At 43.4% G+C, this 22,744-nt stretch carries 22 protein-coding genes; 16 read left to right on the forward strand and 6 right to left on the reverse strand.

Annotated features, from left to right (window positions below; translation table 11 throughout):
* The first annotated feature begins 206 nt into the window (after positions 1-206).
* The 8 genes from APAR_RS02735 (at position 207) to APAR_RS02770 (ending at position 10,054) form a co-directional block, all read left to right on the forward strand.
* Positions 207-887: a MarR family transcriptional regulator gene (locus APAR_RS02735; RefSeq protein ID WP_012808619.1), complete on the forward strand. Its 681-nt coding sequence runs from the start codon at positions 207-209 to the stop codon at positions 885-887.
* Positions 888-1,127: 240 nt separating this feature from the next.
* Positions 1,128-3,233, forward strand: coding sequence for a transcription termination factor Rho (gene rho / locus APAR_RS02740; RefSeq protein WP_012808620.1), 2,106 nt, complete (start codon positions 1,128-1,130; stop codon positions 3,231-3,233).
* Positions 3,234-3,594: 361 nt separating this feature from the next.
* The gene (locus APAR_RS02745; RefSeq protein WP_012808621.1) at positions 3,595-4,977 is read left to right on the forward strand and encodes a hypothetical protein; all 1,383 of its coding nucleotides are present in this window, start codon (positions 3,595-3,597) and stop codon (positions 4,975-4,977) included.
* A gap of 191 nt (positions 4,978-5,168) precedes the next feature.
* Positions 5,169-6,350: an ABC transporter substrate-binding protein gene (locus APAR_RS02750; protein ID WP_012808622.1), complete on the forward strand. Its 1,182-nt coding sequence runs from the start codon at positions 5,169-5,171 to the stop codon at positions 6,348-6,350.
* 15 nt (positions 6,351-6,365) lie between these two features.
* Complete coding sequence (locus APAR_RS02755; RefSeq protein WP_012808623.1) at positions 6,366-7,238, forward strand: branched-chain amino acid ABC transporter permease; 873 nt, start codon at positions 6,366-6,368, stop codon at positions 7,236-7,238.
* Positions 7,239-7,248: 10 nt separating this feature from the next.
* Positions 7,249-8,454: a branched-chain amino acid ABC transporter permease gene (locus APAR_RS02760; protein ID WP_012808624.1), complete on the forward strand. Its 1,206-nt coding sequence runs from the start codon at positions 7,249-7,251 to the stop codon at positions 8,452-8,454.
* Positions 8,455-8,459: 5 nt separating this feature from the next.
* On the forward strand, positions 8,460-9,305 hold the full coding sequence (locus APAR_RS02765; RefSeq protein ID WP_012808625.1) for an ABC transporter ATP-binding protein: 846 nt from the start codon (positions 8,460-8,462) through the stop codon (positions 9,303-9,305).
* A complete protein-coding gene (locus tag APAR_RS02770) occupies positions 9,305-10,054 on the forward strand; it encodes an ABC transporter ATP-binding protein (protein ID WP_012808626.1) in 750 nt (249 codons plus the stop codon). The genes APAR_RS02765 and APAR_RS02770 overlap by 1 nt, the downstream gene beginning before the upstream one ends.
* Positions 10,055-10,165: 111 nt before the next feature.
* On the opposite strand, the gene thrB is transcribed toward APAR_RS02770, so the two are convergent.
* Together thrB and thrC are read right to left on the reverse strand one after the other, a co-directional pair.
* Entirely contained in the window at positions 10,166-11,095 is a 930-nt protein-coding gene (gene thrB / locus APAR_RS02775) for a homoserine kinase (protein WP_012808627.1), read from the reverse strand.
* 22 nt (positions 11,096-11,117) lie between these two features.
* Positions 11,118-12,626 (reverse strand): threonine synthase, encoded by a 1,509-nt coding sequence (thrC, locus tag APAR_RS02780; protein WP_012808628.1) that lies wholly within the window; start codon positions 12,624-12,626, stop codon positions 11,118-11,120.
* Positions 12,627-12,860: 234 nt separating this feature from the next.
* On the opposite strand from thrC, the gene APAR_RS02785 reads away from it, so the two are divergent.
* The 8 genes from APAR_RS02785 (at position 12,861) to APAR_RS02815 (ending at position 19,752) form a co-directional block, all read left to right on the forward strand.
* On the forward strand, positions 12,861-14,000 hold the full coding sequence (locus APAR_RS02785) for a homoserine dehydrogenase (RefSeq protein WP_012808629.1): 1,140 nt from the start codon (positions 12,861-12,863) through the stop codon (positions 13,998-14,000).
* 2 nt (positions 14,001-14,002) lie between these two features.
* Positions 14,003-15,331: an aspartate kinase gene (locus tag APAR_RS02790; protein ID WP_012808630.1), complete on the forward strand. Its 1,329-nt coding sequence runs from the start codon at positions 14,003-14,005 to the stop codon at positions 15,329-15,331.
* Positions 15,332-15,333: 2 nt separating this feature from the next.
* Positions 15,334-16,356: an aspartate-semialdehyde dehydrogenase gene (locus APAR_RS02795; protein ID WP_012808631.1), complete on the forward strand. Its 1,023-nt coding sequence runs from the start codon at positions 15,334-15,336 to the stop codon at positions 16,354-16,356.
* Positions 16,357-16,774: 418 nt separating this feature from the next.
* Positions 16,775-17,194 carry a nuclear transport factor 2 family protein gene (locus APAR_RS02800; RefSeq protein ID WP_012808632.1) on the forward strand — a complete coding sequence of 140 codons (420 nt, stop codon included), beginning with the start codon at positions 16,775-16,777 and terminating at the stop codon, positions 17,192-17,194.
* Between the two features lie 12 nt (positions 17,195-17,206).
* Positions 17,207-17,824, forward strand: a complete 618-nt coding sequence (locus APAR_RS02805; protein WP_003029059.1) for an SAP domain-containing protein — start codon at positions 17,207-17,209, stop codon at positions 17,822-17,824.
* Positions 17,825-17,932: 108 nt separating this feature from the next.
* On the forward strand, positions 17,933-18,097 hold the full coding sequence (locus APAR_RS02810; RefSeq protein WP_012808633.1) for a transposon-encoded TnpW family protein: 165 nt from the start codon (positions 17,933-17,935) through the stop codon (positions 18,095-18,097).
* Between the two features lie 169 nt (positions 18,098-18,266).
* Positions 18,267-18,398, forward strand: coding sequence for a hypothetical protein (locus APAR_RS07475; RefSeq protein WP_280990951.1), 132 nt, complete (start codon positions 18,267-18,269; stop codon positions 18,396-18,398).
* Between the two features lie 142 nt (positions 18,399-18,540).
* Positions 18,541-19,752 (forward strand): tyrosine-type recombinase/integrase, encoded by a 1,212-nt coding sequence (locus APAR_RS02815; RefSeq protein ID WP_012808634.1) that lies wholly within the window; start codon positions 18,541-18,543, stop codon positions 19,750-19,752.
* A gap of 10 nt (positions 19,753-19,762) precedes the next feature.
* Here the strand turns inward: APAR_RS02815 and APAR_RS02820 are convergent, their stop codons facing one another.
* The 4 genes from APAR_RS02820 to APAR_RS02835 all read right to left on the reverse strand — a co-directional run bounded on the left by APAR_RS02820 (position 19,763) and on the right by APAR_RS02835 (position 22,662).
* A complete protein-coding gene (locus tag APAR_RS02820) occupies positions 19,763-20,305 on the reverse strand; it encodes a hypothetical protein (protein ID WP_012808635.1) in 543 nt (180 codons plus the stop codon).
* A gap of 43 nt (positions 20,306-20,348) precedes the next feature.
* The gene (locus APAR_RS02825) at positions 20,349-21,266 is read right to left on the reverse strand and encodes a hypothetical protein (RefSeq protein WP_012808636.1); all 918 of its coding nucleotides are present in this window, start codon (positions 21,264-21,266) and stop codon (positions 20,349-20,351) included.
* Positions 21,267-21,387: 121 nt separating this feature from the next.
* Positions 21,388-22,416, reverse strand: a complete 1,029-nt coding sequence (locus APAR_RS07105; RefSeq protein ID WP_012808637.1) for an exonuclease domain-containing protein — start codon at positions 22,414-22,416, stop codon at positions 21,388-21,390.
* A gap of 45 nt (positions 22,417-22,461) precedes the next feature.
* Positions 22,462-22,662 carry a hypothetical protein gene (locus APAR_RS02835; protein WP_012808638.1) on the reverse strand — a complete coding sequence of 67 codons (201 nt, stop codon included), beginning with the start codon at positions 22,660-22,662 and terminating at the stop codon, positions 22,462-22,464.
* Positions 22,663-22,744: the final 82 nt, after the last annotated feature.

Below are 22,744 nucleotides of genomic sequence, written 5' to 3' on the forward strand. Positions count from 1 at the left end.
TATAAAAGAGATAATAAAATTAATTTTTATTTCTTAAATTTTATATTACAGCATATAAATGGCTATATTGATGTCATATATTCGCTATTTTCTAACATATTATTGACTAACTATTGTTTTTTCTCCACGTTAATACGTATTTTTTAAGGGTATACTCACTGTGCGAGCAAATAGTAAACGGTTCGGGCATAAGAGTGGAGGTCTCTATGGAACTTCGCGAGTACATGTCCATTCGCAGGTCTTACAACTTGGTTAGAAGAGTGGTGCCTGCTAACAGACGACTCACATTTGAAGAGTTTGCTATTTTGTGTCGTCTTAATGTGAAGGGTGCTTCTGTTAAGACTTCAGAAATTGCCGAGTATCAGAGTGCTCTTCGTCCTACGATTACTCATCGTACCTCGCACTTGGCAAGGCTTGGTTTCATCAAGAGAGATGAAGGCACTATTGATCGACGCAACGTAGTGTGCATTATTACAGAAAAAGGTGTAGAAGCAGTAGAGGAGCTTTCTAAACTCACTTGTGCTCGTATTGCACCCGGTCAGGCACTTTCCCGCACTTCGTTTGAACGTATTGTTATGTATGTTAACGCTATGGGAGCTCTGTATTGCCGAGCTGCAGATATGGTGCTTCTTGCAATTTTAGATTCTCCTAAAGACGCTCTTTCAATTACAGAGATTGTCGATGCGCTTGGACTACTACAACCAACTGTCTCTATGTCTCTTACTGCTTTGGCAGAAAGTGGTTTGGTACAGCGCAAACATGACGATGTCCTTTCAAGAAGGGTAACCATGGTTGAGCTCACACCTGCAGGTAAAACGTATACCAAAGAAATTGTTCAGCAAATTGAAGATATCATTGTTAAAAGAAAGAGTCGTACAGCTGTTTAAATGATTTATGTAGATTATAGAGCTATAGAAGATGGGTCTTTGACGTATAAGATTTAACGGCTATAAATCCCCATTTGCTCGTTTTATGGTGAATTTTATTATTTTTTCATCATAAGGCGAGCATTTTCGTGGTATATTCCTTTTTGGATTTGCACCTATTTGATTTTGTTTGTTATCTCTTCATCATATTTCTCATATTTTTTTCAGATTATTTTGATGAGCAAACAGAGAGGTTTGTACATGTCGGACGAAACATCTTCGGTCCAAAATGATTCTTTAAACGATGTAGAAATTACTCCAGCACCACGTAGACGTGGTAGACCTCGCAAGAGTAAAAATATTAATTCGGAAAATACTACTTCTGAAAATAACAATTCTGATACAACTGAAGAAAAGACATCTAATTCGTCAGCTGTGAAGCGTCGTCGTGGTCGTCCTACTAAAAAGGAGACTGAAGCTCGTCGTGCAGTAGAGGCAGTTATGGTTGAAGCTTTAAATGCAGCTGGCGTTGCAGAGCCTCCTAAGCGTCGTCGCGGTCGTCCAAGCAAAGAAGAGATGGAGGAGCGCGCTTTACGGGAGCAGACTCTTGAGGCTCTTCAAGCGGAAGTTTTGGCTCAGGTCCAGGCAGGCGGCAAGGTCTCTTCTGACGTTGTAGATACTGATCGACTTACCAAGATTGTTCAGGATGCAACTCAGCCTTCTGTAGAGGTAACCCCTGTTCCAGCTTTTACCAAAGCAGAGGCAGAAAGTACAGCGGACCAGAATGACAATGCATTCCAGAAGAGCATTGTTGAACATCAAGACAGTGCTGAGCAGCAGGAAAGTCCAGTTCAAGAGCAGACTTCTGGCGCAGAGGCAGATGCTGAGGTAGCTCCAACAGGGCGTCTAGGACGTTCACGTACGGGAGTGGCACGTCGCCGGCACCGTAATGCTGAGCCAAAAGAAGCAGCTCAGGAGGGCGAGAAGACACAGGAAAACGCACACGCTAGCAATCAAGAGCATTCTTCTCGCGATCGTAGGCAGAACAACCAACGCAACAAGAATCGTAAGCAAGGTCAGGCAAGCAAACCTTCACTTTCCAAAGAAATGCTTCAAGAGATGAAGCTTTCGGAGCTTCGTGCTAAAGCAACTGAGTTGGGTATTGAGTATGCGGGCGTTCACAAGTCTGATTTGATTGAGCTTGTGTATGCTGCATCTGCAGCCGCTGAAGGCTTCAAGACTGTTGAGGGTATTCTTCAGATTAGCAATGAAGGCTACGGCTGGATTCGTACAGGTAATTATATGGAAGGCGATAACGACGCCTTTGTTCACCAGCAGATTATTAGAAATCTTGGTCTGCGTCCTGGCGATAGCGTTTTGGGTATGGTTGGACCTGCTCGCGTAAATAGTAAGTATCCACCACTACTTCAAGTTACCCAGGTTAATGGTGGGGAAGTTGAGGGTCTTAAGGATCGTCCTCGTTTTAAAGACCTGACACCTATTTTCCCAAATCAACCTCTCACTATGGAGCACGGCAAAGACTCCATTACGGGGCGTGCAATTGATTTAGTAGCTCCTATCGGTAAGGGTCAGCGTGGTTTGATTGTCTCGCCTCCAAAGGCAGGTAAGACCACTATTTTGAAGCGTATCTGCCAGTCCATTACCATCAACAATCCCGAAGTTCATCTCTTCTGCCTTTTGGTAGACGAGCGTCCTGAGGAAGTCACGGACATGGAGCGTTCCATTAAGGGTACTGTCGTTGCTTCAACTTTTGATATGCCAGCAGAGAATCACACTGTTGTTTCTGAGCTTGTCATTGAGCGAGCAAAGCGTCTGGTTGAGATGGGTCAAGACGTTGTAGTTATTCTAGACTCCATCACACGTCTTGCTCGTGCGTATAACCTTGCCATCCCTGCATCTGGTCGTATTCTGTCTGGCGGTGTTGACTCCGCTGCTCTGTATCCACCAAAGAAGTTCTTAGGTGCAGCTCGAAATATCGAAAGCGGTGGCTCACTCACCATCATTGCTTCTGCTCTCGTAGATACGGGCTCCAAGATGGACGAGGTTATCTTCGAGGAGTTTAAGGGCACCGGTAATATGGAGCTCAAGCTTGACCGTGATCTGGCAGACCGCCGAATCTTTCCAGCTATTGATCCCGTTTCTTCTGGTACCCGTAATGAGGATTTGCTTATTAAGCCAGAGCTTCAGCCTATGGTTTGGGGCGTTCGTCGTATTCTTGCAGGCTTTAACAACACTGAGCGAGCTACTACTGCTCTTATCAGTGGTCTTAAGCAGACCGACAATAACCAGGACTTCTTGATTAGATCTGCAAAGAAGGCCGCACAGTCTGACTATCTACAGAACTAGTTAGATTGAGGATTGTTACTGGTGTCATATAAGATTGAGTAATGTTGCATAAGGCATTGCGAGTGCTGAACTAAGATTATTAAAAGTGTCTTCCAGCCATTGTTGGAAGGCACTTCTTTTTTCATATTAATTTTTTGTTGAATAACTGCCAAAGAATTATGAAAAAGTTTTAAAGACGCTGTAAAAAATAATAAATTACGCTATAGTCATTTCTAACAGCACAATTGTGTGTTGCAGCGGATTACACAAAGATGAAATGAAGCCCACCCGTTGCTCACGTCACCCGTATTGGGTCTAGTAGCATATGCAAATTTAGCGTGTGTCTTCATACATCTTCTTAGCGTTTGTAGGGGGAGTTTGTATGACAGAAGGTAGGAATCCGGCAGTAGTCGCCGGCCTGCTCAGTGGACTGGTTCTTGTAGCAGAGCCAGCGTCTGCGCATGCCCTTACAACTAATGTAATTCGCCAAACTCCACTTGGAGCAATTTTCACAGGCATCGGTATCGTACTTGCTGCGGTTGCTGTCATTTCTGGTACTGCATTCGTTGTTTCTCGTGTTGTAAATCGTGGCGAGAAAACCGATGGGACAGGAGAAGAGGTTCAGTCAGGTACGTCTTTCCAGAGTACAGACGAGGTTACATCTTCAAAGCAGATTCCAGCAGCATCAGACTTCTCGCCAGAGCAGAGCGTTGTGATTCCGCTGGATTCTTCAAGGCGCTCAATTGCTGCATATAAGCCAAAGCACATGAGAGTTTCTCAGTGGGATATGACTGGCTCTATCCGTGTTCAGTCTGCTAAGCCAGTTGTAAGAAAACCGCAGGTTGTAAGCGCAGATGCAGAAGGCGTTCTTCCAGTTCGCGCTAAGAAAGCACCTGCACACTCTACAAACGACTACGCGCAGATTGCAGAGAACTATACCAAGCTTATAAGTTGGCGTGAGCGCACTGTTGCTCGTGCAAAGGGCGCTGCTGCTGTACTTCTTGAGCGCCTAGGACAAGACCCTATGGATGGTCTGCCTATTATCGAGCGCGCTGATGGAACTGTTGGTGATGTTGGCACTGCTTGGTGGACTAAGGCCGTGGGCGAAGAGTCTATTACGCGCGATTTTGGCATTGCTGAGATTGGTGCTGAGGCTATTCCTGAAGACTTTACCAATCATGCTGCGGATATTTCTAGTCGTATCTCTTACGTTGATCAGGGAGTTTTCCCAGAGAAGCGCACGATTGATGAGCTTGAACACACTGATGATTGGGCGCTTGCGCTGGCTGCTATGGATGAACATTTAGCTCGCCATGATAATTTGCAGATGCGCAAGTATCATCCAGTGCAGTTGCCAATTATTGGTCAGGCTGCTGCTGAGGCGGAAGTTACAAGTCCAGCGGAGTCGTCGGGTGCAAAACTCGCCGCATCTCACAAAGTTTCTACAGCTCAAGTACGTTCTTCTCGCGAGCCGAACTACGCTGGTGTTGTTGCGCAATCAACCGCAATGCCGCTGGTAAAGGCGACAAACGATACATCTTCGCATGTTCAGGACATCTTTGACGCGGTTGAGCGCGAAATGGCAGCTGAGCTTCAGGCGGCTGACGAAAGGCCAACGCGTGAGTTGCTACGCCTTATTGAGGGTGGCACCAGCAAGATGAAGAAGATCTCTTCACTTGATCTGGGCGAGAAGACCGCTTCAGATAAGGCTTCTTATAAGCCTCGTCACTTTGCAGGTGAGCTTCCTCTGGTACGCGAGGCGTAAGCAGAAGCGTACAGGGTAGCTTGTAAGTCAAAGGCGCAATCGTCACGTCAGGCTGGAACTAGCAGAAACATCCGATATCTCTAAAATTATTTCAAGTTAGATAACATTTTTTGGCTGTGGTTCTTTTTTAAGAGCTGCAGCCATATTGTGTTATGTCACATATTCAACGCTATGGAGAAAAGGAGATGAATATGGCACACAAGCTAACGCGACGACGCTTTTTGGAGGTGGCCGGGACCATTGCGGGGTCGTTTGCTTTAGCAGGCTGTTCGCCAAAGAACCAAGACCCTAACTCCATTTACGTTGGCGTGATGGGTCCATTTACCGGCGACGTTGCTCAGTATGGACTCGCTGTGCGAAGTGGCGTTCTTTTGTATCTTAAGGAGTTTAACAAGAAGGGCGGCGTTAACGGTCGTCAGATTGTTCCTGTTGTTGAGGACGAGAAGGGCGATTCAACTGAGGCTATTCTTGTTTACAACAAGCTTCTTGACGAGAATGTTTGTGCAATCCTTGGGGACGTTACCTCAACGCCAACCATTGCATTAGCACAGAAATCGGTACTGGACAACATTCCTTGTGTTACTGCATCTGCTACAGCAGAAGATGTTGTAACACACGGTAATAACATGTTTCGTGCTACTGTTACGGACCCTTTTCAGGGCGTTGTTCTTGCAGAGTTTGCTAAAAAGCAGGGCTATCAGCGTGTGGGAACTATCTTTAACTCCGGTGGCGATTATGAGATTGGTGTAAATAACGCCTTTGTTCAGAAGGCTCGTGAGCTGGGCATTGAGGTTGTATCCCAGCAGGGCTATCCAACGGGAGCTGTTGACTTTAATGCCCAGCTTACCAGCATTATTGGTTTAGATCCTGATGTTATCTTGGCTCCCAACTATTATCAGGATAACGGTAAGATTGTGACACAGGCTCGCCAGCTTGGCTGCAAGAAGCCTTTTATGGGTGCAGATGGTTGGGCAGGCATTATTGGCGGTGAGCAGGATTATGCTTCTGCTACTGATCTTGAAGGATGCTTCTATTGCTCCGCATTTGTTGCTTCAAATCCTGATGAAAAGGTGCAGCATTTTGTTACTGCTTACACCGAGGAATACGGTGAGGCTCCAACTAATTTCTGTTCTTTGGGGTATGACGCTGCAATGATTCTCTGCTCCGCTCTTGAGGTTGTCGAGAAACATGGCTATACCTATAACTCTGATGCGTATAGACAGGCAATTATTGACGCTATTGCATCTGGTGTGGTCGAAGGTGTTACTGGAGCCCTTTCATATCAGGGAACAGGTGACCCAGTGAAGTCCACCTTGATTATTACCTTTAAAGATGGCAAAGAGTCCATCTATGACACAATCAATCCTTCATAGAAAAGAGAGCCTCAGATGTTTTTAACTCAGGTGCTCAATGGACTTCAATTGGGCAGTATTTATGCACTGGTGGCGCTTGGTTACACAATGGTGTACGGCATCATCTTGCTTCTTAACTTTGCACATGGTGACATCATCATGTTTGGTTCCTACGTTGCATGGATTGCTCTTGTTCAGCTAGGACTTAATCCAGCAATCGCTGTTCTTCTCGCCATTTTTGGTTGTGTTGTATTGGGTGTCCTTATTGATAAGGTTGCATACGCACCACTCAGAGAAGCTCCAAGGCTTTCTATTCTGATTACTGCAATTGGTGTTTCTTATTTGCTCGAGAATGGCGTTCAGTTGCTTCTTGGCGCTGATGCTAAGGTTATTCCAAACATCATCGACCTGGGAACCGTTCAGGTATTTGGCTCAACGCTTTCTGGTACTGCACTTTTAACAGTTGCTGTCACTACTTTAGCAACCGTTGCCCTGACCGTTTTGGTTCAGAAGACTCGTCTTGGTAAGGCAATGCGCGCCGTTTCGGAGGACATGGGTGCTGCTCGCCTGATGGGCGTTAATGTCAACAGTACTATCAGCTTTACCTTTGCGGTTGGTTCTGCGCTTGCAGGTATTGCTGCAATCTTGTATTCAATGGCATATCAGCAGGTTTCTCCAACCATGGGCGTTATGTTGGGAACTAAGGCATTTGTTGCAGCGGTTCTCGGCGGTATTGGCTCTATTCCAGGTGCTGTTATTGGTGGTCTTATTGTTGGCTTTTCCGAGGTCTTTGTTGCTGCCTTTGGCTTGTCTGTTTGGCAGGACGCAGTAGTCTTCTTACTCTTGATTCTTGTTCTTGTTGTCAAACCAACTGGCTTGCTTGGTCGACCAGTTACTGAGAAAGTGTAAGGAGGCTCACATGACTAAAATGTATCCACGCGATAATAACCACAACCCAGTAATTGTCACTGGTTTTGGTGGAAAAGATGGTCAGCGTCGTGAGCTTACTATGCCTGCTCGCTATGCTATCAATGCAATTCTTGTTGCACTTTTTGTTTTTGGTGGAAACTTCCTGGTAGGAGAGGGCCTTATTTCTCGCTATCAGACTGTTGTTTTTGAACAAATCGGCGTATATGTACTGATGACCGTTTCTCTGAATATTGTTACTGGATATTTGGGACAGCTTCCTTTAGGTCACGCTGGCTTCATGTCCATTGGTGGTTACGCCTGCGCAATTTTTATTATTCGCATGATGCCGCTCTTTGGACTGGATGCTCAATCCATGGCTTCAGGCTCTACACCAGCAGTGATCCTCTTTGTTGTTGGTCTTTTGTTTGGTGGTATTTGCGCTGCTCTCATGGGTATGGTTATTGGTATTCCAGCACTTCGTCTTCGTGGCGATTATCTGGCCATCATTACCTTGGGCTTTGCAGAAATTATTCGTGTTGTCTTGGTGAACATTGACTCTGCTCTTGGCTTTAAACTTACTGGCGGTGCATCTGGTCTGACAGGTATTCCTGCCTATACGGGTTACCTGAATACTGCGATTGTTGTTTCACTTGCCATTTTTGCTATTCATACTCTCATGAAGTCCAGACACGGCCGCGCTATTCTCGCTATCCGCGATAACGAGATTGCAGCAGAGGCATCTGGCGTTAATACTACGTATTACAAGACTCTTGCCTTTGTTTTCTCAGCGTTCATTGCTGGTATTGCTGGCGGTCTTTACGCAGGCTGCATTGGCGTCATGGCACCAGCAAAGTTTGGCTTCATGAAGTCTGTTGAAATTCTAGTTATGGTTGTTTTGGGTGGCATGGGTTCTATGTTTGGCTCCGTTGTGTCCGCAACTGTCCTGACCGTACTTCCAGAGGCTTTACGTGCCTTTGCAGACTACCGCATGGTTGCTTACGCAATCGTGTTGATTCTGGTCATGATTTTTAGGCCAGAGGGCCTGTTTGGCTCATATGACTTCTCGCTGTCTCGCATCATAGAGCGAATCATGAACAGGGATTTCCCTTGGAATAAAGATGACTCGGATGAGCAGGCGGGCGTACAGGTCAACGCGCAGGCGGGTGTCCAGGCAGATACGCAGGCAGAGGTCTCAACTGATTCGAAGGAGGTGTAAGAGCGATGGCCACTAAAAATCCTACAAAACTTATTAGACAAGAATCGCCCAACCTCATTCCTGAGCGAGACCTTGGCGCAATTCCAGTTCTTCAGGCTGAGCACTTAGGCATTGACTTTGGCGGCTTGACTGCTGTTAATGACTTCAATATTGCTCTTGGTCCTACTGAGATTTCTGGCATCATTGGTCCTAACGGTGCAGGTAAAACGACTGTCTTTAACTTGCTTACGAGCGTCTACAAGCCAACGCGTGGTTCTGTCATGATTGATGGTTATGACCTTGCTGGTAAGAGTGTTGTTGAAACAAACCATATGGGTATTGCTCGAACCTTCCAGAATATTCGTCTGTTCAATAACATGACTGTTATGGAGAACATCCAGGTTGGTCAGGGAAGTCACATGACATCTCACTTCTTCGAGGACGTTTTTCGTCTTCCAGCTCACTGGAAACAGGAGAAGGAGAGCGCTGATAACGCTTGTGAGTTACTACGTATTTTTGGCATGGAGAATCTTGCAAATACGCTTGCAGGCAACCTGCCATATGGCGCTCAGCGCAAGCTTGAGATTCTTCGTGCTCTGGCAACTCAGCCAAAGATTCTGCTTCTTGACGAGCCAGCTGCAGGTATGAACCCAGCAGAGACTGATGAGCTTATGGAGAACGTCCTTAAGATTCGTGACGACTTCAAGATTGCCGTTCTTCTCATTGAGCATGACATGAAATTTGTTATGGGTATCTGTGAGGGACTGGCTGTTCTGGACCACGGCAATATCATCGCAAAAGGTACCCCAGAAGAGGTTCAGAACAATCCTCGTGTTATTGAGGCCTATCTTGGAAAGCAGGAGGTGCGTTAATGGCCACTGAAAATATAAATACTCAGGCAGCTGGTGTTGAAAAAGCTCTGCTGTCTGTTAAGGATCTTAATGTTTCTTATGGTGCCATTCACGCAGTTCAGGGTATCTCTTTTGATATCCACGAGGGTGAGATTGTCACCCTTATTGGTGCTAATGGTGCAGGAAAATCAACTACACTGAATACCATTGCTGGCCTGGTAAAGCCTGATTCTGGCACCATTACTCTTGACGAGAAAAACCTTGTAGGTCAACGCGCCCACAAGATTGTTGAGGCTGGCCTGGCGCTGTGCCCTGAGGGTCGCCGTGTGTTTTCTCGCATGAGTGTTGCTGAAAATCTTGAGATGGGTGGCTATACACAGCCCGATTCCAAGAATGCCAAGACCGTCAAAATGGTTTACGAGCACTTTCCACGCCTTCGTGAGCGTAAGAATCAGCTGGCAGGAACGCTCTCTGGTGGCGAGCAACAGATGCTTGCTATGGGTCGTGCTTTGATGAGCAGACCTAAGCTACTGATGCTCGACGAGCCTTCCATGGGCCTAGCGCCCATTCTGATTGAGGAGATCTTCCAGATCATTCGTCAGCTTGGTGATGCAGGGACCACTATTTTACTGGTCGAGCAGAACGCTAACATGGCACTTAAGGTTGCTGATCGTGCGTATGTTCTTGAGCTTGGTAAGGTAGCTAAGCATGGAACTGGCCAAGAGCTCCTGCATGACGATGACGTACGCAAGGCTTATCTCGGTGCGTAACGTTTTATTTCATAGCATATTAAACGTGTCTTAAATATCAGCCCCGGTTCCTATGCAACATAGAAGCCGGGGCTTTGTCATATCTGAGTAAAGTGCCTAATAAAAGATATGTTAGATTTCGTCGAAAGTACTGTGGTGTTGTTGGCCGTCATCCAGAGTAAGGACGGTACCCAGAAGCGCCGGCTCAAGAATCTGAATCCAGAGATCGCCTCTGACTTGCTTGGCGTTTTCTGCAACAGCACGAGCGGTAACAGGGGAGTCGCAGATGGCAATCATGGTGGCACCCGATCCGGAAATGACAAATGCGCATGCTCTAGCAAGCTTAGACACTTGTTTGAGTTCTTCGTAATCGGGAATGAGCTCTTTGCGATACGGCTCATGGAGCTTGTCATTACAAGCGGCCATTAAAAGACCACCGTTGCCTGTTTCAAGGGCATGAGTAACGGCAACGGTGCGTCCCATCTGATAAACAGCCGTTTCAAGAGAGACTTCTTGTGGAACTACTTTACGAGCGTCTTCGGTGTTGACTGTATAAGGCGGTGCAATCGCGACAAAAGAAAGTCCACGCGCCACAAGTCTTCTGGTGCATACGGTATGACCGCCGTCAACAAATGACGAGGTCAAGCCACCATAGATGGCAGGAGCAACATTATCGGGATGACCCTCAAAATTGCAGGCAAAATCAAGCGCACGTTCAGGATCCCAGCCGCCATGAGATTCAGTCATTGCAGCCGCAATACCCGCAACAACACAGGTTGAACTTGAGCCAAGTCCGCCAGAAAGCGGAATTGGCGAGTTGATGGTGATGTGCTTAGGTGTAGGTTCTTCACCCAGCTTTTCGCAGGCACGAACATATGACGTCCATACAAGGTTGTTTTCGTTTCTGAATTGCTCGGGACAGCCATCAATGATAAGCGCAGGAGATTCTCTAAACGCAATTTTTGCTCGCAGGTTAAATGCAAGACCTAGCGTATCGTAACCGACGCCGATATTTGCTGAGGTAGCAGGTACAGAAATGGTTAAGATGGTGTTGTCGAGCATGTAGAACCTGCTTTCTCAGAGTCTAACAAGCAAAAATACGTTCGCATGCCTCAAAAACGTACGAAGCAAGTTCTTCCTTCTCGCGAACGTCAGTATGAATGATAACGTTATCATTCAGCGATGAAAGCTGGATTGGCGGATTAGTGCCTGTGATTTCGGCGAGCGTATGCATGCACGCAAAGTCATTCAGGTCAGCGGTCGAGTGACCCAGCGCGGCAAGCACGTCGGACGAAAACTTGTATGGACTTGCAGTGGACAGACATATGCGCACGTCGTTTGTTTGGCGAGAAACCCTGTCAAGTACGTGTTTTGCAACAGCTGTGTGAGGATCAATCAGCATACGACAATTCTCCCAGGTAGAACGAATGGTTTCTCGCGTCTGGTCGTCGGTGGCAAAGCCAGCGTCAAAGGTTTCACGGATGGTGTCCATCACCTGAGCAGGCACTGTGTAGATACCCTTAGTTACCAGCTGGTTCATCAGATAGCTGACAAGCTCGGTGTCTTTGCCGGATGCAAGATAGAGAAGTCGTTCAAGATTTGATGAAACTAGAATATCCATTGATGGAGAGATGGTTTTTTCAAATGCACGTCTACGGTCATAGGTGCCTGTTGTTAAGAAATCAGTTAGCACTTTATTGCTGTTAGAAGCCACGATAAGGCGATCAACAGGTAATCCCATCTCTTTTGCAAAGTATCCAGCAAGGACATCGCCAAAGTTGCCAGTTGGAACGCAGAAGGTAATCTTTTGACCCAGCGTAATAGTGCCCTTGGCAACTAGTTGAGCATATGCGTCAAAGTAGTAGGTTACCTGTGGAGCTAAACGACCAATATTAATTGAGTTTGCGCTGGAAAGTACAGTATTTTTGCCGGCTAATTCCTGAGCTAATTTTTTGTTAGCAAAGATTGCTTTAGCGGCATTTTGTGCATCATCAAAGTTGCCATTAACAGCACAAACAGCAATGTTTGAGCCTTTTTGGGTCACCATCTGTAGGCGTTGAATATCCGAGACTTTACCCTCTGGATAAAAAACGGTAATACCCATACCTGGTACATCTTTGAAGCCTTCAAGTGCAGCTTTACCAGTGTCTCCAGAAGTAGCGGTGACAATCATAATATTCTGACCGCTAGTACTAGCTGCATTTGTGTCTTCGCGAGCAACGCTCATCAAGCGAGGGAGCATCTGAAGTGCAACGTCTTTGAAGGCAGATGTCGGACCATGGAAGAGCTCAAGCAGCCAATCATCTCCGATAGCAGAAACAGGAGTAATGGTCTTGGTGTCCCACTGAGTGCCATATGCACCTTCAATACAGCGATTCAACTCCTCAGGCAAGTAGTCATCAAGCAGAGTAGAAAGTACGTCATAAGCTGTAGACTTAAAGTCCTGGGAGCAAACCTTTACAAGATCAAGGGGTTTCTCGCCAATAGAATCTTGGATGTAGAGGCCGCTATCGGGAGCAATTCCCTGCAAAATGGCCTGTTTAGCCGAGACGGTATGATCAAAGCTTCTTGTGCTGTGATATGCGACGGCCATGAAACCACCAATCTTTAGAATGTGCGGCATGTTGCGTTTCTATTATTTTAACAGTGAGAAGTAAATGTCGCTTGTAGCATAGAATTGTTCATAGCATTATGAAGACGAGAAAAACTGTCAATAAGATCTTGCCATGTTTTTGGTAGTTTTTGTCTATGAGATTGTGACCAGTGTGGTCATCTTTGCGAGCAATCGACCTTGTTGCACAAAGATGACTGCTAGATTTGGAGCTATATGCAAAACGTTGCCCTACTTGGATTTGGAACGGTTGGTGCTTCAGTCGCGCGCATTCTTGATGAGCGTATTTCTGACGTTAACCTGACCTCCATCTTAGTTAGAGCTGGTAAAGAGCACGTTGACCCTCGTGCAACGTCTAATTTTGATGCGATATTGTCTGATTCTGCACTCGATACTGTTGTTGAGTGTATGGGTGGTCTCTCGCCAGCTTATGAGTACATTAAGGCAGCACTGATTGCTAAGAAAAATGTAGTCACTTCAAATAAAGCTGTGGTATCAGCTCATTTTGAGGAATTCATGACCCTTGCTGCTGAAGCAGGCGTCAACTTAAAGATTGAAGCATGCGTGTGTGGCGGTATTCCTTGGATTGCAGGAATTCAAAAAGTACGTCGTATTGATGAGATTTCTGCGTTCTGGGGAATCATGAATGGAACCACCAACTACATTGTTTATTCTATGCTCAAAGACGGAACGGATTTTGCCGAGGTTTTGAGCAAGGCTCAGGAGTTGGGTTATGCCGAGCGAGACCCGTCAAGTGATATCGACGGTATTGACGTTCGTTCCAAAACTATGATTTCTGCATCTATTGCTTTTGATGTGATTTGCACTAATCAGATCCCTATGTCCGGTATCAGAAACTTAACTAAGCGTGATCTTGCCATGTTTGGTAGCCACGATATGACTATCAAGCTTTTTGGACGAGGTGTTTCCAACGGCTCATCCTACGCTGTTGTTGTTGAGCCGGTTGCTGTTCCACTTTCAGCTATTGAGGCTCACGTTCCTACCAACTTTAATGTTGCTACTGTGGTAGGAGATACCATTGGGGAGCTAAAGTTCTATGGTCAAGGTGCCGGTGGTAATCCAACGGCAAACGCTGTTGTACAAGATATTATTGACTGTGCAGATGCTCCTATTGAGGGCCAGCAGAACTTCTCGGCAAATCTTTTATATAATCCTGAGCTGTTTGTTTCCGATTATGTGTTTAGGACGCAAGCTGATATTCCGGGCGGCTCGTTCTGGGAGCCAGGCGCTCAATTGGTCAAGAATTTGAGTGCCGAGAAGGCCCGTGAGCTTCTTACTAGCGCGCTTACGCAAGACCCTACAACCTTTATGGCTGCACTTGAAAAGAGGAATTAGAAATGATTAAAATTGCAAAATTTGGTGGCTCAAGTGTTGCCTCCGCAGAGCAGTTTAAAAAAGTTAAGGCTATTGTTGAGGCTGACCCTGATAGATGCTTTATTGTTTCGTCTGCAGCAGGAAAGCGTCATTCAACTGATAATAAGATTACTGACCTTTTATTGCTGGTAAATGCTCATATTGAGTATCACGTTGACTGCACTTCTTTGCTTGCAGATATTGAGGCTCGCTTTGTAGAGATTGCTGACGAATTGGGAGTTACATGGCCTGTTGCTAAGGAATTTAAGAAGTTTGCTACAAACATCAAGTCCTTCTCGCCAGAGTATGTAGTGAGTAGGGGTGAGTGGTTTACCTGCCAGATTCTTGCTGAGTATCTGGGATTGCCATTTGTTGATGCTGCCGACGTCATGCTGTTTCATCATGATGGCACCATCGATATGGAGCGCACTGCTTCTAGAATTAAAGGAGTAGTTGCTCGTAGTGGTTCTTTTGTACTGCCTGGTTTCTACGGCGCTACAGTTGACGGTGCAATTAAGCTGTTCCAGCGCGGTGGCGGCGATATTACCGGTGCCATTGTGGCTCGCTGCTTAGACGCGGACTTGTACGAGAACTGGACTGACGTGTCCGGCTTCCTTTCTGCTGATCCTCGCATTGTGCAGAATCCGCGTGCCATCGGCCGTATTACCTTTGACGAGATGCGCGAGCTTTCTTACATGGGTGCTTCCGTTCTTCAGGAGGAGGCAATTTTCCCTGTTCGAGAGGCAAACATTCCAATCCAGATTAAGAATACGAACCGTCCAGAAGATACAGGTACTGTGATTCGTGAAACCGCTGATGGTGATGTGAGCGAGCATCTTATTACCGGCATTGCAGGTAAAAAAGACTTTTTAGCAATTCATGTTAAAAAAGCACACATGTCCAACGAGGTTGGCGTAATTAGTCGTGCACTCAATATTGTTGAACGCTATGGTGTTTCTGTTGAGCATATTCCAACAGGCGTTGATTCATTTGGTATTGTGGTCAATGCTTCTGACGTAAAAGATACGGTTTATTCCATCATCAGCGATATTCGTCGCGAGATTGAACCTGATGATATTACGATGGTAGACCGTCTAGCTCTCGTCTCTGTTGTTGGCCGTAATATGTCTAGGCGCTCCGGTACCTCTGGCAAGATTTTTGGTGCGCTGGGTAATGCGGGCGTCAACATTCGTATGATTACGCAGAGTTCTGAAGAGATTAGCATTATCGTGGGAGTCGATAATACCGACTTTGATCGCACAATTGGCGTCATTTACAACGGATTTGTTCGTGACGAAATGGTTTCGAGGTAATTATGGCTTTTGATCCCAACGGTAAGGTTGTTGCAATTCTTGGTGCTACTGGTGTTGTTGGCGCTCAGATGATGCAGTGCCTTGAAGAGCGTAATTTTCCTATTAAGGAGCTGGTGCTCTTAGCGTCTGCTCGAAGTGCAGGCAAAACTATCAACTTTATTGGTCAGCAGATTGTTATCCGTGAGGCAACTCCCGAGGCTTTTGAGGGAGTTGACATTGTTCTTGGAGCGGCCGGTGACGAGCAGGCAAAAGAGTTGCTCCCTGAAGCAGTTAAGCGCGGGTGCGTCTGTGTTGACAATTCCCATGCGTTCAGAATGGATCCCGATGTTCCGCTGGTAATTCCAGAGATTAATGCCGAAGACATCAAGGGACATAACGGCATCATTTCTAATCCAAATTGTGCAACCATTATTGGCCTGGTACCTCTGTATCCTCTACATAAAGTAGCAGGTGCTAAACGTATTATTGCTTCTACATATCAAGCTGCATCAGGTGCCGGTCTTCCTGGTCTTACTAGCTTGAAGAACCAGATGGCTGACGTTGTTGCAGGCAGGAAAGTAACCGAGACCACTCCTTTTGCATACCAGCTGGCAGTCAACCTGATTCCACAGATTGGTGGCTTTGATGAGGTTGGCTACACCTCCGAGGAAATGAAGATGCAAAACGAGGGACGTAAGATTATGCATCTTCCTGAACTGCGCGTTAATTGTACTTGCGTCCGCGTTCCAATAATGCGCTCTCACTCCGAATCCATCACTGTTGAGTTTGAGCGTCCTTTGAGCCCAAATGAAGCTCGAGCTATTCTTGAGGATGCACCGGGTATCAAGGTTGTGGACAATCCTGCAGAGCTTCAGTACCCGATGCCTCTTGATACCTCCGATCAAGATCTTATTTATGTTGGACGTATTCGAGAGGACCTCTCTGCTGATAAGAACACCAATGCATTGACGTTTTTCTGCTGCGGTGACCAGATTAGAAAGGGCGCCGCAACTAATGCTGTCCAGATTGCAGAGTATCTGCTGTAATACGTGGCATATAAGGATGTGTTAAACGTAAGTGCGCTTAGGTTTTTGTTGATCCAGTACCCGTTCAATCCCATTTTGTGGAATTGAACGGGTATTTTGTGCTTATGTTGGATTTTGTTTAATTGGTCATTTATAAAACTGATTTTAATCCCTCTATTTTCTATGGTATTTCAATACGGTTAAAAATGGAAATCAGAACTTGCCACTATGAAGAAAGAGAAAAAGAGCCTTTACAATCAAATATTAGAGATAAGAGAAGAAGTAGAACAGGCAGAAAAAGTTAAGACCTGTATAGAGCAGTTACAGGAACAAAAAAAGCAACTATTACAGGTAAAGCGGAACGAGTTAGACCTATAAAACTAAGCGAAAAAATGGTATAAATATAAATAATTATTTGATTTTGGAGGAGCTTAAATTTATGAATGAAAGAGAGAAAATCATTCGTTTATGGTTTGATATGTGGCTTACACAACAAGACTTAGGGATAGATGAAATTTTTTCTGATGATGTAATTTATATTGAGAGTTGGTGTCCTAAGTATGAAAACCGTCAAACAGTAAAGCACTGGTTTAACGAGTGGAATACAAGAGGAATAGTGCTTGCGTGGGATATAAAGCAATTTTTTCATAAGGATAATCAAACTATTGTAGAATGGCACTTCAAAAATAAAATGAATGAGGGGGAAGTTGAAGAATTTGACGGTATTTCTTTGATTGTTTGGACAGCCGATAATAAGATAAAAGCATTAAAAGAGTTTGGCTGTAATTGCAATAACTACAATCCTTATAAAGAGAGTGAAACACCCTTATTTAGAGATGAAAAAGCAAATTGGTTTTGAGGAGATAAAATATTGATAGAAAGTAGACCTGAGTTTGATAAAATTACATCGTTTGATGAATTTAGTAAATACTATTGGTATCGTGAAGAACTTTCACAGATATGCAAGTCATTAGGATTAGAATATAGAGGTATAAAACAAGAACTCAATTATATTATTGAGCAGTATTTTAAGGGTAATTTGATTAAAAAGTCATCAATAAAAAATGAAAAGAAAAAAGTGGAAACTATTACCTTAGATATGCCATTACTTGAATGTGGGTTCTCCTTTAACACACAATTTAGAGAATATTTCTCAATTTTAACAGATGTTTCACCATTTAAATTTACTGCTGATATGGCTACTGCTTGGAGAAAAGTAAAAAGCGAAAATGATTTGAGTTTTACAATTCAAGATATGCTGAAAGTTTATTATGGAAAATCAGATTATGCCAAGTATGATAATTCGGTTTGTCAATGGAATCAATTTTTAAAGGATTTCTGTGCAGATGAAAATAGTTGCAACTATTCAAATAAATTAAAAGTAGCTTCCATTCTTTGGAAAGAAGTTAGAAATTCAAGAAATGAAAAAATTTATTCAAAGAATCTTTTGACTGAATATGCTTATAAAATAAAAGAGTATTGCAAGTAGGATATTTTCAGTTTGCTAAACTAACAATTTAATAAAAGCTAACACGAAAACAGCAAATCAAAAAAGGTTTACTGTTTTTTCTTTGCTTAAAAACGGAAAGGAGGACACATGGAAGAAGAAAAAAGAGAAATAAAAGCACCACCTAATAAACAGTTAATTATGGATATTGGAAAGACAAAATACACTGTAAACCTACATTTCAAGCAAGGAACAGTCGAAACATACAAAGATAAAATACTAAAGCTAATTAAGAGAGAAACAGAGAAGATATAAATTTGTCAAAGAAATTTTGTTTATGTCCTTGACAAATCTTCCCAAATGACTCTGTAAGCATCGATATTTGTTTTTAGATTTATCGAGGTAAATGGCCTATCTAAATAGTTAAAACTTTTATTCGAACAGGTATTCTACTTTTACAGTAGCCATACAGTTTGGAGGCAAAATGGAGGCAGAAAATAAAAAATTTAACAAAAAAGGTAGACGGCAAGCCGCCTACCTGGTGTTTTTGGTGCCTCCTGCGCGATTCGAACGCGCGACCTGCGGTTTAGAAGATATATCATCAACCGCTCATTAAATTCCGTTACGCTCAATAAATGCCGTTACGACCTGCTAAAACGAGTTTTTGTCCGGTGTGTATAGTAAAACTGTCCATACAGTTTGGGTGCAAAAAGGGTGCACTGCACCCCTTTAAGCGTTTGCACGTTAAGGAGAACGGCATGAATATTGCAGTCAAAAGACATGGAACTTTCTGGCAAGCTCGTGTACGTTTTCGTGGAGCTGATGGAACCATCCAAGAAAAAAGTAAATCTCTCGGAATTCCCTGTGCGGCTGGAAGGGGCAAAAAAGTTGCTCGAGCAGCTGCTGAGAAATGGGTTCAAGATGCAGGGTTTGTTGAGGTTGTCGAACAGAATCAAGCAACAAGGCTTGATTGTTCGGCATATACGTATTGTCTTAATTACTTTAAGAGCCTTGTTGCCACACAACAAATTGAACGTCGTACTTATACGTCTTATAAGAATAACGTCCGATATATTGATTTGTTCTTTGGAGAAAAGCGACTACAAGAGATTACTGTCACGGATGTCGAGTTATATGTGTCTTGGCTTTATGATTCTGGCTATGCAGCTAATACGGTTAAGAAAGCATTTAACTCCTTCCGTGCTTGTACGCGCCATGCTGTAGCAATTAGAGATCTGCAATACGATCCATGTGCGGCAATTAAAGCGCCAAAAGGTTATCTTGCACCGCCAAATCCGCTAAACGAACCTTCACGCAAGAAGCTTCAAGTCATGCTTTCTGCTCTTGAGCTTTCTCCGATGGTACTTGCGACATACCTGGCATATTACACAGGTATGAGACGTGAGGAGTGTTGTGGACTTCAATGGAAGGACGTGAAGTTTAAAGCTGAAGATGTCACAGCACATCTCTGTCGAGCCATCTCATACGATGGCGGCAAAACCTACATTAAGGGTTTAAAAAATGGTAAAGATAGAACGGTACCTATTCCAGCTCCGCTTGTAGACATTCTTAAGCAGTGGCGTTCTAAATACATTGAAGATTGTATGTTGATGGGAATTGCGTTTAGTGAAGAGATGTACGTTCTAGGTGACTTCTCTGGCGAATATCTTAGACCAGAGCGAGCGACTGCATGGTGGAAGAGTCACTCTGAGGAGTGGGGTCTTCTTGGAACGCAGGGGAGAAGACCAGTCTTTCATGATCTGCGACACACATATGCAACGATTGCAGTTAGAACTATGGACATTAAGAGCGCACAAGACATTCTTGGACACAGCGATATTAATATGACAATGCGTTATGCAGATACAGACTTGGAGCAAATTCAAAAGGCAGGGAAAATTATTGGAGAGGCTCTTAACGATGCTCACAAAGACGGTGCAGAAGTACTACAACTTAGGCGAGCGATATAAAAAGAGGAGCTTATTGCTCCTCTTTTTTACTCCAACGTTTTGAAATTACCTCGTAGGTTATTCCAATTCGTTTTATTGTCATACAAGTTACAAGAACAAGATTTAATGAAAAGGCAATTGCTAAACCTGCAAATAGATTTCCTATCAATGTGCTGTATGTTGCTACAAGTGGTTTTACAACTATAAATGCCGCTGAAGTAAAACCTGCGACGACAGCCCAAAGAGTACAATAAAAAATCTCATCGATTACTCTTAGTTCATTTCCTTCATGCTTAATGTCTTTCTGAGAGATTAGTTGCATCCTAAGCTGGTAAATCATAACAACAACGGCAAAAATTAACGAAGAGGTAATTGCTACCCATGTTAGGAGTCCCTGAAGAGCTTCATCGAGAGAGTCATGGAATTTATCTGCGTTGATGATAATTACAACAGCAATGATAAGCGGTGTAATAATCTGACAAAAAACGTCAAATTTAGATATCTTCTTTTCGTAACCTTGGTGGAGTGATGCAATATAGTTTTTGACCACATAACATAAACTAATTTTGCTCATTTCTCCTCCTTATGTCGAACATTCGTTCTTTGTTGTTATTATTCTACAATATTGAGCGTCCTAATCTGTTTGAAATGTCTTCTACCTTTTCTGCACATCTTTTAACAAACTCATTATCGCTTAAAGGTTTGTCTCCATTACAGTTTAATAACTCTACAATTCTCATATCAAAATCATCATTCAGTTTGAACTTCTTTGTTCGTCCAACGTTATTTTTCATTTGAACTTCGACAACAGCGTCATCGCCGTCAAAAATACTCTTTTCATATCCGACTAAGGTTTTTCTTCTCGCGTCTTTAGATCTAATTGCATCGAGTATCTTCGTTGGAAATGGTCTGTTCTTTTTATGCCCATACGTCAACATGACATAGTCGCTTTCTTTAATTAGGCTTTCAGATATGTCATTTTGTTTGATGTAGTGTTTGATAGAAATTTGCTCGACAGATTTAAATGTGTCTTCTGCTTCTTTTTCTGTAACTGCTTCATATTTCATAGTTACGTGTGGAGCGGCTTGTCTCAGGTAGTTTGCAAATTCTTTTGGAACAATAGTATCTCCAGCAAATGATAAAGCATGCTCAACGCAAAGGATTGCATATGTATCGCCTGTGTTTTCAACAGATAAATAAACGCGTGTTCCAACTAATGCAGCTTGTTCTGCATTAATATTTCCTACATTTTTATTAGTAGATGGCTCATAGATAACACGGTCTTCACCGGCTAGACCAGATTCAATTGATGCGAGAATACTTTTTTCTGAGATGGTATCAATCTTGTGAAATCTTAGAATTTTGACGTTTTCATTTTCTAATTTTGGGATGACCCTAGAATTGAGAAATTTCGAGAAGTGTGTAAGTATGCTTTCTCCATCTAAATCATATATGCTACACACTTCATCAGGGTGTCTTCTTTTGTTGAACATGAATTTGTAAACAACAAGAGTTCTTTCAGCATAAACAACCATCTCTCAAACCCTTTCACAATTCTTTCAAGCTTTTATAAATCGGATTTACTTTTTATTCATTGCTACCACTAAGAGGAAACGTACGCTTTAAGAAACAAATAATTAGCAATAAAGCGACATCTTAGCTTTGTTTTAACATTTCGAGCATTTGTTGCTCACTTATAATTTTGATGCCAGTTCGGTCGGCATACTTCCTAGCTGTTTTAATTTTTGTGGTTTCGTCTCCAGAGCAATCAATCAAATAATTAGTTTTGAGAGTTACTCTTTCGCTCAAGGTTGCCCCATTTGTAATTAGCATTTTTAGAAAATCGCTTTTAGGCATACAGCACGGAACACCTGTCAAGCAAAAGACGGTTCCAGAAAGCTTTGTGCTTTCAGTGTTTTTATCGGTGTATTTCTCAATACATTTTACGTTTTCCGTTGTTGCTATAGAAATTTCTCTCATCTTTTCGTAGATGCCATAAGTCATATAACAGTCCGCGAGAGCCCTGTGAGCTTTGCCATGTTGTTTAACGTTAAGTCTTTTGGCAATATTTATCAGTTTGTATGGTGGCTCTAAGATTTGTCTAGCCAATTTGTATGTGTCATACCAAACATAATCGCATAAAAAGTCGCGTCTAAAGAAATTCTCCTCGAGAACAATCGCGTCATATCTAAGAGAGTTATGACCGATTAGAGGAAATCCTTTAACGAACGTATCAAATTGCGGGATAACTTTATCGAGCGTTGGCGCATTCTTTACCATGTGATTAGTTATATGGTTGATTGCAGTTGCGCCAGATGGTATCTCTCTTGGAGGATGAATGAGCGAACTAAATTCTTCTGTAATTTTTCCGTCTACTACTTTAAGAGCGGCAATTTCAATGATTTCGCAGTAATGGACGTCTAGCCCTGTTGTTTCAAGATCTACTACTACATATGATTCAGGATATTTTGAGACATCAAAATCTGCCCAGCGCGTTCTTTTTAAAGGAACATTACTTGGTTTAGTTTTAACTTTTGGTGCTTGAGGGGATACAGGCAATGGGATATTTTGTGCACCAGCAGGAGGTGTTGGGTAAAAACCATTTGTCGAATTTTGTTTTTTATTGCGCCGCTTTTTGAAAAGTAGGAACACAACTACGAGAAACACTAGATACCAGAAAGCCATACATTCTCCTAAATGGTTTACCGCTAACTCTCGTAATGACTAGTTTTACTTGAATAAATCGAAGATACTAAATGTAAGTTTGTTATAAGCCTTGTTGTAGAGAGCTTTTTTAGGGTCTTTGAAAATACCTGTACCTTTCTTCTCATATCCAGGAATAATGGCTTTTTTGATACTTCGTTTTAGCTTTCCTGTTGTACGAGCTGATATAGAGCGCTTAAGACTTGGCTTTCGCATTCCGAACTTCATGTTCTTTACCCTTTCACAATTCCTTCAAGCTTTTATAAATCGGACTCAATTTTTGTCCGGTGTTACCACTAGAGTAGAACGC

This window comes from Lancefieldella parvula DSM 20469, assembly GCF_000024225.1.
GTDB classification, from domain to species: Bacteria; Actinomycetota; Coriobacteriia; order Coriobacteriales; family Atopobiaceae; genus Lancefieldella; species Lancefieldella parvula.

Coding starts and splice junctions, on each gene's coding strand:
- APAR_RS02785 (WP_012808629.1), top strand. CDS start 12,861: ATGCAAAACGTTGCCCTACTTGGATTTGGAACGGTTGGTGCTTCAGTC.
- APAR_RS02755 (WP_012808623.1), top strand. CDS start 6,366: ATGTTTTTAACTCAGGTGCTCAATGGACTTCAATTGGGCAGTATTTAT.
- APAR_RS02815 (WP_012808634.1), top strand. CDS start 18,541: ATGAATATTGCAGTCAAAAGACATGGAACTTTCTGGCAAGCTCGTGTA.
- APAR_RS02795 (WP_012808631.1), top strand. CDS start 15,334: ATGGCTTTTGATCCCAACGGTAAGGTTGTTGCAATTCTTGGTGCTACT.
- APAR_RS02765 (WP_012808625.1), top strand. CDS start 8,460: ATGGCCACTAAAAATCCTACAAAACTTATTAGACAAGAATCGCCCAAC.
- APAR_RS02810 (WP_012808633.1), top strand. CDS start 17,933: ATGGAAGAAGAAAAAAGAGAAATAAAAGCACCACCTAATAAACAGTTA.
- APAR_RS02790 (WP_012808630.1), top strand. CDS start 14,003: ATGATTAAAATTGCAAAATTTGGTGGCTCAAGTGTTGCCTCCGCAGAG.
- APAR_RS02835 (WP_012808638.1), bottom strand. CDS start 22,662: ATGAAGTTCGGAATGCGAAAGCCAAGTCTTAAGCGCTCTATATCAGCT.
- rho (WP_012808620.1), top strand. CDS start 1,128: ATGTCGGACGAAACATCTTCGGTCCAAAATGATTCTTTAAACGATGTA.
- thrB (WP_012808627.1), bottom strand. CDS start 11,095: ATGCTCGACAACACCATCTTAACCATTTCTGTACCTGCTACCTCAGCA.
- APAR_RS02825 (WP_012808636.1), bottom strand. CDS start 21,266: ATGGTTGTTTATGCTGAAAGAACTCTTGTTGTTTACAAATTCATGTTC.
- APAR_RS02820 (WP_012808635.1), bottom strand. CDS start 20,305: ATGAGCAAAATTAGTTTATGTTATGTGGTCAAAAACTATATTGCATCA.
- APAR_RS02800 (WP_012808632.1), top strand. CDS start 16,775: ATGAATGAAAGAGAGAAAATCATTCGTTTATGGTTTGATATGTGGCTT.
- APAR_RS02735 (WP_012808619.1), top strand. CDS start 207: ATGGAACTTCGCGAGTACATGTCCATTCGCAGGTCTTACAACTTGGTT.
- APAR_RS07105 (WP_012808637.1), bottom strand. CDS start 22,416: ATGGCTTTCTGGTATCTAGTGTTTCTCGTAGTTGTGTTCCTACTTTTC.
- APAR_RS02770 (WP_012808626.1), top strand. CDS start 9,305: ATGGCCACTGAAAATATAAATACTCAGGCAGCTGGTGTTGAAAAAGCT.
- APAR_RS02750 (WP_012808622.1), top strand. CDS start 5,169: ATGGCACACAAGCTAACGCGACGACGCTTTTTGGAGGTGGCCGGGACC.
- thrC (WP_012808628.1), bottom strand. CDS start 12,626: ATGGCCGTCGCATATCACAGCACAAGAAGCTTTGATCATACCGTCTCG.
- APAR_RS07475 (WP_280990951.1), top strand. CDS start 18,267: ATGGAGGCAGAAAATAAAAAATTTAACAAAAAAGGTAGACGGCAAGCC.
- APAR_RS02745 (WP_012808621.1), top strand. CDS start 3,595: ATGACAGAAGGTAGGAATCCGGCAGTAGTCGCCGGCCTGCTCAGTGGA.
- APAR_RS02760 (WP_012808624.1), top strand. CDS start 7,249: ATGACTAAAATGTATCCACGCGATAATAACCACAACCCAGTAATTGTC.